This is a genomic window from Clostridium tertium, from assembly GCF_017873245.1.
Taxonomy (GTDB): domain Bacteria; phylum Bacillota; class Clostridia; order Clostridiales; family Clostridiaceae; genus Clostridium; species Clostridium tertium.
Map to the genome: position 1 here is coordinate 118,408 of NZ_JAGGJY010000003.1, position 14,592 is coordinate 132,999.

General features: G+C 27.8%; 14 protein-coding genes. 11 read left to right on the plus strand and 3 right to left on the minus strand.

Translation table 11 applies throughout. The features are described from left to right. Nucleotides 1-89 precede the first annotated feature (89 nt). The 5 genes from lon to J2Z25_RS05745 all read left to right on the plus strand — a co-directional run bounded on the left by lon (nucleotide 90) and on the right by J2Z25_RS05745 (nucleotide 4,463). On the plus strand, nucleotides 90-2,420 hold the full coding sequence (gene lon, locus J2Z25_RS05725; RefSeq protein ID WP_209739055.1) for an endopeptidase La: 2,331 nt from the start codon (nucleotides 90-92) through the stop codon (nucleotides 2,418-2,420). After that, nucleotides 2,416-3,018, plus strand: a complete 603-nt coding sequence (gene yihA / locus J2Z25_RS05730; protein WP_209739192.1) for a ribosome biogenesis GTP-binding protein YihA/YsxC — start codon at nucleotides 2,416-2,418, stop codon at nucleotides 3,016-3,018. The genes lon and yihA overlap by 5 nt, the downstream gene beginning before the upstream one ends. A 154-nt stretch (nucleotides 3,019-3,172) precedes the next feature. After that, nucleotides 3,173-3,529, plus strand: a complete 357-nt coding sequence (locus J2Z25_RS05735; RefSeq protein WP_008676870.1) for a hypothetical protein — start codon at nucleotides 3,173-3,175, stop codon at nucleotides 3,527-3,529. A gap of 25 nt (nucleotides 3,530-3,554) precedes the next feature. Beyond that, nucleotides 3,555-3,800 (plus strand): hypothetical protein, encoded by a 246-nt coding sequence (locus J2Z25_RS05740; protein WP_008676871.1) that lies wholly within the window; start codon nucleotides 3,555-3,557, stop codon nucleotides 3,798-3,800. A gap of 108 nt (nucleotides 3,801-3,908) precedes the next feature. Continuing rightward, nucleotides 3,909-4,463 carry a hypothetical protein gene (locus J2Z25_RS05745; RefSeq protein ID WP_209739057.1) on the plus strand — a complete coding sequence of 185 codons (555 nt, stop codon included), beginning with the start codon at nucleotides 3,909-3,911 and terminating at the stop codon, nucleotides 4,461-4,463. Nucleotides 4,464-4,632: 169 nt separating this feature from the next. Here J2Z25_RS05745 and J2Z25_RS05750 read toward each other — a convergent pair whose 3' ends face one another. Then, nucleotides 4,633-5,562, minus strand: coding sequence for a hypothetical protein (locus J2Z25_RS05750; protein ID WP_209739059.1), 930 nt, complete (start codon nucleotides 5,560-5,562; stop codon nucleotides 4,633-4,635). 93 nt (nucleotides 5,563-5,655) lie between these two features. Further along, a complete protein-coding gene (perR, locus tag J2Z25_RS05755; RefSeq protein ID WP_008676876.1) occupies nucleotides 5,656-6,063 on the minus strand; it encodes a transcriptional regulator PerR in 408 nt (135 codons plus the stop codon). A gap of 317 nt (nucleotides 6,064-6,380) precedes the next feature. Here perR and J2Z25_RS05760 point away from each other — a divergent pair, with 317 nt between their 5' ends. From J2Z25_RS05760 to J2Z25_RS05770, 3 genes are all read left to right on the plus strand, one after another. Further along, on the plus strand, nucleotides 6,381-6,713 hold the full coding sequence (locus J2Z25_RS05760) for a hypothetical protein (protein WP_008676878.1): 333 nt from the start codon (nucleotides 6,381-6,383) through the stop codon (nucleotides 6,711-6,713). A 162-nt stretch (nucleotides 6,714-6,875) separates the two neighbouring features. Further along, nucleotides 6,876-8,081: an EAL and HDOD domain-containing protein gene (locus tag J2Z25_RS05765; RefSeq protein ID WP_209739061.1), complete on the plus strand. Its 1,206-nt coding sequence runs from the start codon at nucleotides 6,876-6,878 to the stop codon at nucleotides 8,079-8,081. Nucleotides 8,082-8,197: 116 nt separating this feature from the next. After that, nucleotides 8,198-8,419 carry a hypothetical protein gene (locus J2Z25_RS05770; protein ID WP_008676882.1) on the plus strand — a complete coding sequence of 74 codons (222 nt, stop codon included), beginning with the start codon at nucleotides 8,198-8,200 and terminating at the stop codon, nucleotides 8,417-8,419. Nucleotides 8,420-8,453: 34 nt separating this feature from the next. On the opposite strand, the gene J2Z25_RS05775 is transcribed toward J2Z25_RS05770, so the two are convergent. After that, entirely contained in the window at nucleotides 8,454-9,920 is a 1,467-nt protein-coding gene (locus J2Z25_RS05775) for a nicotinate phosphoribosyltransferase (protein ID WP_209739063.1), read from the minus strand. A 358-nt stretch (nucleotides 9,921-10,278) separates the two neighbouring features. Here J2Z25_RS05775 and J2Z25_RS05780 point away from each other — a divergent pair, with 358 nt between their 5' ends. From J2Z25_RS05780 to J2Z25_RS05790, 3 genes are all read left to right on the plus strand, one after another. Then, entirely contained in the window at nucleotides 10,279-12,270 is a 1,992-nt protein-coding gene (locus J2Z25_RS05780; RefSeq protein ID WP_209739066.1) for an ATP-dependent helicase, read from the plus strand. Between the two features lie 63 nt (nucleotides 12,271-12,333). Continuing rightward, nucleotides 12,334-12,498, plus strand: coding sequence for a hypothetical protein (locus J2Z25_RS05785; protein ID WP_008676888.1), 165 nt, complete (start codon nucleotides 12,334-12,336; stop codon nucleotides 12,496-12,498). 36 nt (nucleotides 12,499-12,534) lie between these two features. After that, nucleotides 12,535-14,559 carry a cell division protein FtsA gene (locus J2Z25_RS05790; RefSeq protein WP_008676891.1) on the plus strand — a complete coding sequence of 675 codons (2,025 nt, stop codon included), beginning with the start codon at nucleotides 12,535-12,537 and terminating at the stop codon, nucleotides 14,557-14,559. The last annotated feature ends 33 nt before the right edge of the window (nucleotides 14,560-14,592 follow it).

The window sequence follows — 14,592 nt, forward strand, 5'->3', positions numbered from 1 at the left end:
GTATTGTATATATTAAAATAGATTGAAAAATAATAATTTTATGTGTATACTATAAAAGTTACATAATAATGTAAGGAGGATGGGAATAGATGAGTGAAAGATTAATGGCTCTACCTTTAATTCCTCTAAGGGGAATTAGTATTTTTCCTAATATGATAATACATTTTGATGTAGGAAGAGAAAAGTCTAAGGCAGCTATAGAAGCAGCGATGGAAAAGCAAACAGATATATTCTTAGCAACTCAAAAGGATTATGAAATAGAAGATCCAGAAATTGGTGATATTTATAATATAGGAACTATATGTAAGGTTAAACAAATAATAAAACTACCTAATGATGTAATAAGAGTTTTAGTCGAAGGATTAGATAGAGGAGAAATTAAAGAATTAGATTCAAGTGAAGAATATTTAAAGGTATCAGTCGTAAGAATAGAAGAGCCTTCAAATGAAGAATATGAAAATATTGAAGCTTATATAAATTCTTTAAGAAAGAGTTTTAGTAAATATATTAAAGCTTCAGGAAACATAAGAAATAATGTTATATCTATATTTGATACAATAGAAAATTATAGTGAGCTTGTAGATGTAGTTGCTTCATATGTAATTGTAGATGAAGATAAAAAACAAGAAATATTACAAGAAATTAATTGTATTAATAGGATAGAAAAGCTACTTGTTATATTAGAAAATGAAATAGATATAATAAATGTTGAAAAGAAAATAGGTAGGAAGCTTAAAGAAAGTGTTGATAAGTCTCAGCGTGAATATTATATAAGAGAACAAATAAGAGTACTCCAAGAAGAAATTGGAGAAGATGATGAAGATAAAAAAGAAATATCTAAATATGAGGAAAGAATTAAGAAGGCTAAATTACCTAAACATGTTAGAGAAAAAGCTGAAAGTGAACTTTCAAGGTTAAAGTCAGCATCTGGTCAAGGTTCTGAAAGTAATGTTATAAGAAGTTATTTAGATTGGATACTTGATATACCTTGGAGTAAATCAACAAAGGATGCTTTTGATGTAAAGGAAGCAGAAAAAATACTTGATAATGAACATTATGGTCTAGAAGAAGTAAAAGAAAGAATAGTAGAGTATTTAGCAGTAAAACAATATACAAATAGTTTAAAAGGACCAATATTATGTTTAGTTGGGCCTCCAGGAGTAGGTAAAACATCAATAGCTAAATCAATTGCAAATGCAACTAATAGAAAGTATACAAGAATGTCTCTAGGCGGGGTTAGAGATGAAGCCGAAATTAGGGGACATAGAAAAACTTATGTTGGAGCGATACCAGGTAGGTTAGCTTATGCTTTAAAGGAAGCTAAAGTTAATAATCCGCTTATTTTATTAGATGAAATAGATAAATTAGGATCAGATAACAGGGGAAATGTTGCAGATGCTCTGTTAGAAGTATTAGATAGCGAACAAAACAATACATTTAGAGATCATTATCTAGAATTAGATATGGATTTATCTAAAGTATTATTTATAACTACAGCTAACTCACTAGATACAATACCATTACCACTATTAGATAGAATGGAAATTATAGAAGTATCCGGATATACTTATGAAGAAAAATATCATATAGCTAAAGACTATCTTATACCAAAACTATTAAAAGACCATAAGTTAACAAAGGAGCAATTTAAGATATCTGAAAGTGCTATAAAGGAAATAATAAATTCTTATACTAGGGAAGCTGGAGTAAGAAGTTTAGAAAGAGTTTTAGGAAAGCTAATAAGAAAATCTCTTACTGAAATGATAAAGAATGATAAGAAGTCAATATCAATATCTTCTAATAGAATTGAGAAGTATTTAGGAAACAAGATATATAGTTTTGATATAAAAGAAAAAGAAGATAGAGTAGGCGTAGTAAAAGGAATGGCGTGGACTGCTGCTGGTGGAGATACGTTACCAGTAGAATCTGTGACTATGAAGGGAACAGGTAAATTAGTTCTTACAGGTCAGTTAGGTGATGTTATGCAAGAATCAGCTAAGATTGCATTTGGATTTGTAAGAGCTAACGCAGTAAAATATGGTATAGATGAAGAATTCTATAAGAATACTGATATTCATATACATTTTCCAGAGGGTTCAATAAAGAAAGATGGTCCTTCTGCAGGAGTCACTATAATTACTTCTATTATTTCAGCATTAACTAATAAAAAGGTAAGAAGTAATGTTGCTATGACTGGAGAAGTTACTCTAACTGGTAGAGTACTTGCAATAGGAGGATTAAAGGAAAAATCAATTGCTGCTTATAGAGCTGGAATTGATACTATAATAATACCAAAAGAAAATGAGAAGGATACAATTAAAATACCAAATACAGTAAAAAATAAGCTTAATATCATTACAGTTGATCATGTTAATGAAGTGTTAAATAAAGCTATAATTGGAGTTGATACTATTGATTAAAATTAAAAATTCAGATTTTGTTATATCTGCAGTTAAAAAAGAGCAATACCCAATTACTGGGCTTCCAGAAATAGCCTTTGTGGGACGTTCTAATGTTGGTAAAAGTTCTATAATAAATGCTTTAACTAATAGGAAAAAGCTTGCAAAGGTTAGTCAAACACCAGGAAAAACAAGATTAATTAATTTCTTTATAATAAATGGAGATGAATTTTATCTAGTTGACTTGCCTGGATACGGATATGCTAAAGTATCTAAAACTGAAAAAGCAAGTTGGGGAAAAACAATAGAAACTTATTTAAATGGAAGGCAAGAATTAAAAAGGGTAGTACTTTTAGTAGATTCTAGGCATAAGCCTACAGCTGATGATATACAAATGCATGAGTGGATTAAGTTTTATGGGTATGATGAAGTAGTTATAGCAACTAAAAGCGATAAGCTGTCTAATAATGAATTGAGAAAAAGCGAAAAAGTGATTAGAGAAACGTTAAATTTAGGAAAAGAAGATAAACTATACTTCTTTTCTTCACTTAATAAAAAAGGAAAAGATGAATTAGTAGATAACCTTTTTGGGCCTATAGTTCAGAAGAGAGAAGAATAATATATTAAAGGAACTTATATTAAATACTATAAGTTCCTTTTTTTATTTATAAAAATTTAAAATATTACAATAAAAAACAGTGGCAATTATTATTCGAGAGAATAGTATATACTATAAAACAAAAAAAACAAAAAACCCTAAGGAGGAGTAAATTATGGAAATGAATGAAATTCTAAATGGTTTAAATTCATGCGGTTGTAGTGATAATATTGCACCCCAATGTTCAAACCAAGGCCCTTTTAATAATATAGGAGCTGGCTGTGGATTTGGAAGTTGGATATGGATACTATTGATACTATTCTATAGTGGAGGAGTCGGCGGCGGAAACAATATGTGTTGCTGCAAGAAGGAACGTAAACGCGATTGCTGCTGTGAAGGATATGGCGGCGGATATGGTGGATCTGGAAACTGTTCACCTTATCTATTCTTATTAGTAATTCTATTCCTTTGCAACGGTTGCTCAGGATTCGGTAACTGTGGAAACGGAAATATATTTGGCGGATGCTGCTAATTTAAATTAGAGAGGAGAGATAGTTATGTCAAAGAAACATTCCCATAAAAGAGATTATGATGATTGCTGCTGCTGTGAACCAATGCCATGTTGTGGAACTGGAAATATATTTGGGGGAATGAATAGTTGTATTACACCTATTATATTCTTATTAATCGCATGCGGATCAGGTCTTTTAAATAATAACTGTTCAGTTTTAATAATTTTATTATTCTTACTATGTGGAGGCTGTTTAGGAAGCTTATTCGGCGGAGACGGTTGCTGCTGCTAGTGTAGAGGATGGAGGGCTTAGCCCTCCAAAAAAATGCCTAAAATTATAAACATATTTGATTTTTTTACATATAATAAAGCAACAGAAATATAAATAGGAGGAACCTAAATGTCAAGAAAGAGACATAGACATAAAGGGGATAGAGAGATTAATGAAGGCTCCAATAATAGAATAAATAATAATGCTCCATTTGGTATAAACCCCGCCCAACTTATGAGTATGCTTGGTGGTAATATGGATATGGGGCAAGTTGGAAATATGCTTTCATCTATGAAGATGGATGGGTTAGATTTAAATAACTTTAATTTAGGTCAGTCTGGAAATAATCAACAAAGTAGAAATAGTACGAATAATAGAAATGGATTTGATTTAGGAGCCTTACAAGGTATGATGAATAATTTAGGAATGGGAAACTTTAGCTTAGGTAATAATAGTTCCTTAAATAGCAACCCAAGCTTTACTTCTAGCAACGATAAGGGTTTGGATATCAATGATAAAGATTTGGATATAACTGATAGAAATAGTGACAACTTTGGTGATGATTTACTAGATGAGGATGAGAACATACAAATGTTAATAGCTATAAAAAGTATAGTTGACTCACGAAAAGCTAATTTTATAGATAAGGTTATAGAAGCTTATAATAATGGATATTTTAAATAATAATTAAAACTTGAAAAATTATTAAAGAAGTGTATAAAAAGATAAGCAGATGTAAAGAATATTATTGTACCGGAGAAGTATTCTCCTATAGCAAGCGATGAGAAATCTTCGTTTAAGCTAAAACCCCCCCCATCCCCCTTTTAAGGCCGCTTATAGCGGCCTTTTAATTTTATATTTTTTTAATTGATGATATTTTGAGTGAACCATATCCATCATCTTCTACTGATAAATATAATAATATCTCTTTAGCAGGAGAAGATGCATTTGTATTTTTTACAGATTCAAATGATAATGTCCAATTTACTCCTAATACATTTCCATTTGAATCCCATTTGAAATCTGAAAAGTAGCCATTTTGGAAGGAATATCTTGTATTATCCTTATCTAACCCCCATAATATTGAAAGCTCAGTACTATCTATATTAGAAGTGAAAATATTAGGTGCTTCAGATAATTCGTAAGGAGCTTCAATTACGTCTATAAACCCTTGAATAGCAGATAGTCCAGGAACTTTTATTTTTGAAAATGTTATATCTTTTATGTTATCTCCCAAGAATAGAGAACTTTTTGTAGAACCATCACCTTTGCTTGAAGAAAGAGAGAGTAGTTTTGGTGTTTTATTATTGTTGGAATCAAGTATCCCAATTATATTATCAGTTGAAACAAATGTATTTACAAATTTAGAACCGTTCCATGAAAATACATAGTTTACAGGAGATTTATCTTTCGATAGCTGTACAATGATTTCTGGAATGTTATTTCTGGATAAATCTATAATATTCACTTTAATGGGCCACTTTATAAGTGAATCCCCAAGCAAATTTGATCCATCCTTATTAACAAGGGAATAAGTCTTATCTTTACTTTTTATATTTAATATGTAGCTATTATTTTCTTTAGATATTTCAATCTTATCATTTTCACCATCTCCATCTAAGTCAAAATCAGTATAGTTTTTTGAAGTAATGGGCGTAAATGTTTCTATAGAATTATTATTAGTAAGAAAAAAATAAGTCGATAAGATAACTACAAAAAGTATAAGAAAATTTATTATATAAGAGAGTACAACATTCTTTTTAATAATTATAAATCTTGCCATATAATCACCTCAATTTATTATATGAGACTTATTGATGATTAATACAAAATAAATAAAAAGCTAGAAATTAATTAAAATTTCTAGCTTAATCATTTATTGACAATCTTTACATAATCCGTAAAAGAATATTCTATTTGATAGAACTTTATATTCTGAGCACTCCTCAGCTGTACGATTAAGAGTCGTAAATGATATATTTTCTAAGTCGGTTACCTTACTACAGTTGATACATTGAATATGAGCATGTTCATGTGAATTAGCATCATATCTAAAATTGCCTTCTCCAACATTAATTTCTTGAACTAATTTAACTTCTACTAAAGTCTTTAATGCTTTATAAACTGTAGCTAAACTCATAGTAGGATACTCGGGTTGAAGTGCTTTGTATATAATTTCTGCAGAAGGATGTTCATTTGTACTCATTAAATATTTATAAACTGCTAATCTTTGAGGAGTAAGTTTCAATTTCTTTTCTCTGAAGATAGAAGTTATATTCTCCATAATACACCATCCTTTTTTATTATTAATGTAATTATATAATATAAGATATTAAGTGTCAATATATGTTTTTTAGTAATTAATAGTAAAGAATAATAAATATTAATTGTTGAAATATTTTCATTATATAGTAAAATTTCCTTATAACTATTGTATTTATAAATTAGATATGATATTATAATAATGGGGTTGTTAATAAATTAACAAACTTGTAAGGTTTAAATTATTTAAATTATTTAAATTTATAAAATAATAATATCATAAAAACTAGCAATAATATATAATAAAGATAAAATTATATTTTATGAGGAGGAAATAAAATGGCAAAATATAAAGTTGGAGACGAATTGATTGAAATAACAGATCCTTCAGAGGAGAAAGTAAAATTAAGAGAATTAACACAACTTACTACAGATGGTGATTATGCACAAATATCATGGGGATTAAAGATAATTAAAGTGGAATATGAAAAGCCATATGTAACTTTAACATATAGAAATGTAGATGGAGAAATAAATAAAGTATTTGCTGAATGTAGAGATATAGAAAATTTTGATCAAGAAAAAGTTTTAGAAAAGGCACTTCTTAAAGCATTTACTAATGAAATAATAAATATATCAGTAGTTAAGAATAGCGGGCATTGCAAAAGATAAGACAATTAATGATTTAAATATACTATTTATAGATATGGAATAAGGTGCAGAATATATGCTCTAGTTCCATATCTTTTACTTTTTGTTAAATTTATTTAATTTATTTGAAATTATGTATTATTAGTATATAATAATTATAAATTAATAATAGAGGATAAGAAAATGGATATTTTTATAGCTAGACAAGGGATATATAATAAAGAAGAAAAAGTAGTAGCTTATGAATTACTTTATAGGAATTCTTTAAAAAATAATTTTAATAACAGTATTGAAGATGAGGAGGCTACATATAAGGTAATAGATAATATATCGTCTTTTGGGTTAGATATATTAACTGATAATAAACTAGCTTTTGTTAATTTTCCAGAAAAGTTAATAAAGAAGAATATTGCAACATTATTACCAAAAGAAAGAGTAGTAATAGAAATACTTGAAAGTGTTAGTCCATCTGAAGATGTAATCAATCAATTATCTTATTTAAAGGAATTAGGATATTATATAGCGTTAGATGATGTAGTAGATATAAATGATATTATAAATTTTATTGGGGTTATAGACATAGTAAAAGTTGATTTTATTCTTTCATCTAAAGAATCGAGAATAAGGATTGCACAAATTTGCAAAAAGTTTAAAATTAAAATGCTAGCTGAAAAAATAGAGACATTAGAGGACTTGGAAGAAGCCAAAAAACTCGAATACGATTATTTTCAAGGATTCTATTATAGTAAGCCATCTATATTCTTAGGAAAAGATATGGCAATAAAGAACACTAGTATTTTTACACTTTTGATAGAACTAATAAGAGAAGATTATGATATAGATAAAGTTGAGTATACAATGAAGACAGATATTGCTTTAACATATAAATTCTTAAGATTTATAAATTCATCTTATTTCAGCTTTCTTCAAGAAGTTAAATCCATAAAGCAAGCTATAATGTTAATTGGAAGAGAAGAGCTTAGAAAGTGGTTATCAATATTATCAGTTGTAGAAATATCATCTGGTAAAAGTGATGAGTATGCTAAGAATATAGTAATAAGAGCTAAGTTTTGTGAGGGGATATCTAAGATAGTACACTATAATGATTTATCGTCAGCTTTTATGGTTGGATTGTTCTCAAATTTACATTTAATGATGGAGAAAGATATTAATTACGTTGTTGAAAACTTACCTGTTAATATAGAAATAAAGAAGGCTTTAATTGGTGAAAGAAATATTTTAAGAGATATTTTAGAATTGGCTTTAGCTTACGAAGTGCTTGATAATAAAAAAATAGAAGAGCAATGTACTAATTTAAAAATAGATGAGGGAGTGTTAGTTGATGTATACTATAGCTCCATTGAGTGGTGTAAAAATATAGGGAATTAAGTCGATATTTATTTTTCAAAAATGGATATAAAATGCTTTATTTTAGCAAAAAGATATAATATAATATAAGAAAATTGTGATTTCGTTTTCACATTTTAGGTATTGGGGGGAGAAGTATGAGTAAGTGTCCGTTTTGGTCAAACAATAAAGAAAAAACAAGTTGTTATAATACATGTCCTATGTATCCTAAAAATAATGAAGCTGATATTTGTCCATTTAAGGAGTTTTTATCTTCTAATAACAAATCAGAATTTGTTGGTAATATGGATGAAGACTTATTTTATTCACAAGATAGATATTTAAATTATAATATGGATGATAAAGTTATTAATTATTAAAATAAATAAAGAAGAGTGATTAAATCACTCTTTTTTATTTTATACACTTATGAAGTAAGTCTTGCTTTAGAGTCCATAAATCTTGTGATAAATCTACATAATAATTATGAGGATTTTCAAATCTTAATATTTCAGGCCACATTTTTAAGCTTTCATTCTTTGAAAATTCCTTTATTTCTAAAACTGATGGACTTTCATAAACTTGTTGACCTTTATCAAATATTTTCACCATTAAATCTTTAACATAGAAGTTAGTAACTGTTTTTCTTTTCCATGTTTCAATAGGGTGGAATATTTCAAGTGGTTTTGTTTCATCGATTACTTCATGATCTAAAGCTATTACATCAGCTATTGCATTATGAGTTTCATTGTCATAAATTCTATATATCTTTTTAAAGCCAGGGTTAGTAATTTTCTCGGTGTTTTCACTTATCTTTATTTTAGGTATGATCTTATTATTGTTTTCTACAGCTACAAGTTTGTATACTCCGCCAAAAACAGGTTCTGACTTAGCTGTGATTAATCTTTCTCCAACACCAAATGAATCTATGCAAGCTCCTTGTTCTAAAACATCCCTTATAATATGTTCATCTAATGAGTTAGATACTATTATCTTACAATCTGGATATCCAGCAGCATCTAAAGCTTTTCTACATTTCTTTGTTAAATAAGTTATATCACCTGAGTCTATTCTAATTCCTTTAGGTCTTTTACCCATAGGTTTTAATATTTCATCGAATACTTTTATTGCATTTGGTAAACCAGATTTTAACACGTTATATGTGTCAATAAGAAGTGAGCAATTATCTGGATACACCTCAGCCCAAGCTTTGAAAGCTTCATATTCTGTATCAAATAATTGAACCCAACTATGGGCCATTGTTCCAACGGCAGGAACATCAAAGTATTTATCAGCTATAGTACAAGCTGTTGAATCACAACCTCCAATTATTGATGCTCTAGCACCATAAATTGCTCCATCATAACCTTGCGCTCTACGAGAACCGAATTCCATAACTGTTCTTCCAGCAGCAGCTCTACAAATTCTATTAGCTTTAGTAGCTATAAGTGTTTGATGGTTTATAGTAAGCAAGATCATTGTTTCTATAAATTGAGCTTGAACCACAGGTCCTCTAACTATTACTAATGGTTGATTTGGAAAAACAAAGTTCCCCTCTGGGATTGCCCATACATCGCACTCAAATTTGAAATTTTTCAAGTAATTTAAAAACTCTTCAGAAAAAATATTTTTACTTCTTAGATATTCTATATCAGATTGAGTAAATTTTAAGTTGTTTAGATATTGTATAAGTTGATCTACTCCGGCCATTATACAGTATCCACCACCATCTGGGACTCTTCTAAAATACATATCAAAGTATGCAATTTTATTTTCAATTTCTTTATTGAAATATCCATTTGCCATTGTTAGTTCATAAAAGTCTACTAACATAGTAAGGTTACGTTCATTAGTAACATCAAATCTAATTAAGTTTTCCATGTTTTTCTCCTCTTATAAATTATATATGTTTCAATTAATAATATACATAATAAAAGTTAGTATTATATTAAATAGTAAGTATGATTAATTTTAGCAATATGGCAAAATTCAAATCACATAGTATTTAATCTTTGGTATAAGTTAATGAAATACCAACTTCATTTATTATCAAATACTTAGATATTTTATTTGAATATTAAGTTTTGAGAACAGCTTATATCCGTTTAAAATAGTAGATGAATTTATTTGTAGAATACATTAGAATATATAAATATATTGTACATCTATAAATAAATTATTACAATATAGTTATTTATAGCATAAAAAAGTCAATAATATAATATAAAAAGGAGCATGCATGAAAATTTATTTAGATAAATATCAAAAAGAAGCTGTTTATATAAAAGAGAAAAATGTACTAGTTGTTGCAGCACCAGGCTCAGGAAAAACAACAGTTATTATAAATAGGGTAAACTATTTAGTAAATGAGCTTAAAGTGAGATTAGGTAATATTATCATAATAACTTTTACGAGAGCCGCAGCTGATAATATGAGAAATAGATATAAAAATGTATTTAATAAAGAAATTGCGCCTTTTTTTGGAACATTTCATGGATTGTTTTATAAAATTCTTCTTAGAGAGGGATTTAATATATCTATAATTTCTGGAGGTGTTTCTCATAGAATAATAAAGTGTGTTTTATCAAAGTATTCAGATGAAGTAAGTGAAGATAAAATAAAAGAGGCATTGAATAATATCTCATTTTTTAAAACCTCGTTAAAAGCTATAGAAGAATTTAAACCTACTATGGCAAAAGATATTTTTATTGAATGTTTACAAAAATATGAGGAATATAAGTCTAAAAATGGACTTTGGGATTTTGATGATCTATCAGTTAAAGTAATAAGCTTATTAAGGGATAATCCTAATATCTTACTAAAATATAGAGAGTTATTTAAATATATTTTAGTAGATGAGTTTCAGGATTGTGATGAATTACAAATTCAGTTTTTAAAAATGATAAATCAGGAAAATTCACTTTTTGCAGTTGGGGACGAGGATCAATGTATTTATAGTTTTAGGGGATCAAAACCGGAATATATGGTAAGATTTGATGAAATATTTTCAAAAGCTAAAAAGATATATCTTTCTATAAATTATAGAAGTAATGATAATATAGTAGAAGTATCAAAGGAAGTAATAAAGAATAATAATAGCAGAAATGATAAAGTTATAAATTCATATAAAGACTCTATTGGTGTAATAAAATTTACAAGGCCTTATGATGAGAAAATTCAAGGAGATGAAATAGCAGGTATAATTGAAAAATCCATTGATGATTTAAGTGATAATGCGGTTTTATATAGAACTAATATGGAAGCAAGGAGTATGATAGATACATTTACTCGTAGACGAATTCCATTTGCATTATTAGATAAGGGGTATAATTTTTTTGAACATTTTATATGTAAGGATATACTTTCATATTTAAAGCTTTCAATAAACATAAAAGATAAGGAAAGCTTTTTAGGAATAATTAATAAACCTTTTAGATATATTAGTAAATCAAATTTAGAATATATAAGAAATTCATTAGAGGATAAATCTCCATTTGATATATTAATAGATAAAAAAGATACTCCTCCATATCAAGCTAAAAAGTTAGATGAATTAAGAAGAGATATATTATATTTAAATAAACTGTCTTTATCAGGTGCAATACAATATATAGTTTCAGGACTAAATTATATAGATTATCTAAAAGAGTATGGAGAGAGGTATAATCAAAGTATAGAGGAACTTGAGGATATAATAGAAGAATTTAAGAGTGCAGCAGATGGATTAAAAACTATAATAGAGTTGCTGGGGCATGTTGAAATAGTAAAAGAAAAAATAGAAGAGAGTAAAGAGGTACAAGAAGGAGTAATTTTAAGTACCATTCATGGTGTTAAGGGAATGGAATTTAAAAATGTTTTTATAATAAATGCTACAGAAGAAACAATTCCACATAAATCTTCAATGGATGAAAATATAGAAGAAGAAAGAAGATTATTTTATGTTGGAATAACTAGAGCAATAGATAATTTGTATATATTTTCTCCTAAAACTCAAAGAGGAAGGTTTAAAGATGCATCTAGATTTACGCAGGAAGGTGGATTTGAGGATATAAATTCAAATGAGGATTACGGAATAAAAGTTAATGATATGATTCATCATAGAGCCTATGGGGATGGAAAAGTTATATCAATAGATAAAGATGTAATTAAAATTGATTTTGGAGATAATCTTAGTAAAAGTTTTTCTCTTAAGGTATTAATTGAAAATAATCTTATTATAATAGTGAACTAATTGTTCACTATTACTTTTTTAGGATGTATAATCTTATTATGGTAATATAAGGGGGATTTGTAATTGGCTTATATTTTAGTAGGAATATTAATATTTGTTATACTTTATTTTGTAATAACATTTGCAGTAGAAAGTGGAGTTTACTATGCCTTAATAAAATTTGATAAGGTTAGAAGAAAAGATGAGGATATAATGAAAAATTATAATGATGAAAATTATTTTAAATAAAGAGGTTTATTATATTAAATTATGAGGTGTTAGCAAATGAATAATGTAGATTCAAAGAACATTAAATTTGCACTAGATGTAGGAACAAGATCTATTATTGGAAGTGTAGGAATAGTAGAAAATGACAAGTTAAAAGTAATATGTGAAAGATATCTAGAGCATGAAGAAAGAGCAATGATAGATGGACAGATTCATGATATAGAATTAGTAGCAAAATCCGTAAAAAAAATAGTAGATGATATAGAGTTAGAACTTGGAATAAAGTTAGATAATGTATCTATTGCTGCAGCTGGTAGATTTTTAAAGACTATAAATTCAGAAGGGAAAATGGAGCTTAATTCTGAAGAAGAGATAAAAAAAGAAGACATAAGAAACTTAGAGATGATTGCCTTAAAAGAAGCAGAATGTGAAATAAATAAAACTACAGATGGAAAGTTATATTGTGTAGGTTACTCAGTAAAAAACTATTATTTAAATGGATTTGTTATATCTAATTTAATTGGACATAAAGGTGAAAACGTATCTGTAGAAGTAATAGCAACGTTTTTACCACGCTCAGTAATTGATTCACTGTATACAGTTATGAAAAAGGTTGGATTAAGAGTAAGTAACTTAACTTTAGAACCTATTGCTGCCATAGAAGCTGTAGTTCCTAAAAACTTAAGACTTCTAAATATAGCTTTAGTAGATATTGGAGCAGGAACATCCGATATAGCTATAAGCTCAAAGGAAAGCATATCCTCATATGGAATGGTTCCACAGGCTGGCGACGAAGTAACAGAGGCTGTAGTGCAGGAATGTTTAGTTGATTTTAATACTGCTGAATACATAAAAAGAAATTTAGATTTAAAAGAAGAGATAACATATACAGATATAATTGGATTTGAAAATACAATTAAGTCTGAAAATATAAAAAAAATAATAAGACCTGTAGTGAAAAAAATTGCAGAAGGTATTTCTTCAAAAATCATCGAGCTTAATGGAAATAAATCTCCAAGTGCATTGTTTTTAGTTGGGGGAGGGGCACATACTCCTTGGATGATAGAAGAGCTTAGTGAAAAATTAAATATTCCGGTTCAAAGAATAGCAATAAAAGATAGAAAAGCTGTAGTTGATTGTATAAGTGATAATAATTTAGGATCAGCAGGAGTAACAGTACTAGGAATTGCTCTTATAGCGTTAAAAAATGGAGAAAAAGATTTTATAGATGTTATATTAAATGGAACACCTGTGAGTATGTTTAATTCTCATAATCATACTATTATGGATGTTATTATACAGGCAGGTATAAATCCAAGTATGCTTATAGGAAAAAATGGAAAGAATTTAAGATACAAATTAAACGGCGTGAAAAGAATAGCTTTTGGAGAAAAAGGAAAAAATCCTACAATAAGACTTAATGATAAAATAGAAAGCATGGATAAGAAAGTTAAAGATGGCGATATAATAGAGATAGCCTATGCAGTGTTAGGAAAAGATGCAAGACCTAAAGTGATTGAACAAATAAAAGAATTTAATAGTATTAGCATATATATAAATGATGAATTGATAAATTTAGAGCCAATGATTATTGTTAATAATGAAATTAAGAGCATAGACTATTATATACAAGAAGATGATGATATAAATATAATATTTCCTAAATCAATTAAAGATATAAAGGAATATATAATAAAAGAAGATGTCTCATTAGAAAAAGATGGAGTGCAATTATTAGAAGATTATATAGTTAACGAAGGTGACAAATTAATATCTTATAGAAATATAAGTTTTAAAGATATGCCAAAAGGTGAAATTAATAAAGATGCTAATAAAGAAGAAGTTCAAGTGAATGATGATAAAAAAAATTTAAGTAGTGGTACTGAGATAGAAGTAACATTTAATGATAAGTTAATAACACTTAGTGGACAAAAAGATTATATCTTTGTTGATATCTTTAATTATATAGACTTTGATTTAAAAGAAGCAAAGGGAATAATTAATTTGTTACTTAACGGAAATAAAGTGGGATATACAGAAAAGTTGAAAGATGGGGATAATATTCAAGTTTTTTGGAGCTAATAAAGCTAAATTCTGCATGAAAATAGGGGGCAA

Coding starts and splice junctions, on each gene's coding strand:
- perR (WP_008676876.1), bottom strand. CDS start 6,063: ATGGAGAATATAACTTCTATCTTCAGAGAAAAGAAATTGAAACTTACT.
- J2Z25_RS05760 (WP_008676878.1), top strand. CDS start 6,381: ATGGCAAAATATAAAGTTGGAGACGAATTGATTGAAATAACAGATCCT.
- J2Z25_RS05780 (WP_209739066.1), top strand. CDS start 10,279: ATGAAAATTTATTTAGATAAATATCAAAAAGAAGCTGTTTATATAAAA.
- J2Z25_RS05750 (WP_209739059.1), bottom strand. CDS start 5,562: ATGGCAAGATTTATAATTATTAAAAAGAATGTTGTACTCTCTTATATA.
- J2Z25_RS05735 (WP_008676870.1), top strand. CDS start 3,173: ATGGAAATGAATGAAATTCTAAATGGTTTAAATTCATGCGGTTGTAGT.
- J2Z25_RS05740 (WP_008676871.1), top strand. CDS start 3,555: ATGTCAAAGAAACATTCCCATAAAAGAGATTATGATGATTGCTGCTGC.
- lon (WP_209739055.1), top strand. CDS start 90: ATGAGTGAAAGATTAATGGCTCTACCTTTAATTCCTCTAAGGGGAATT.
- J2Z25_RS05770 (WP_008676882.1), top strand. CDS start 8,198: ATGAGTAAGTGTCCGTTTTGGTCAAACAATAAAGAAAAAACAAGTTGT.
- J2Z25_RS05790 (WP_008676891.1), top strand. CDS start 12,535: ATGAATAATGTAGATTCAAAGAACATTAAATTTGCACTAGATGTAGGA.
- J2Z25_RS05765 (WP_209739061.1), top strand. CDS start 6,876: ATGGATATTTTTATAGCTAGACAAGGGATATATAATAAAGAAGAAAAA.
- J2Z25_RS05775 (WP_209739063.1), bottom strand. CDS start 9,920: ATGGAAAACTTAATTAGATTTGATGTTACTAATGAACGTAACCTTACT.
- J2Z25_RS05745 (WP_209739057.1), top strand. CDS start 3,909: ATGTCAAGAAAGAGACATAGACATAAAGGGGATAGAGAGATTAATGAA.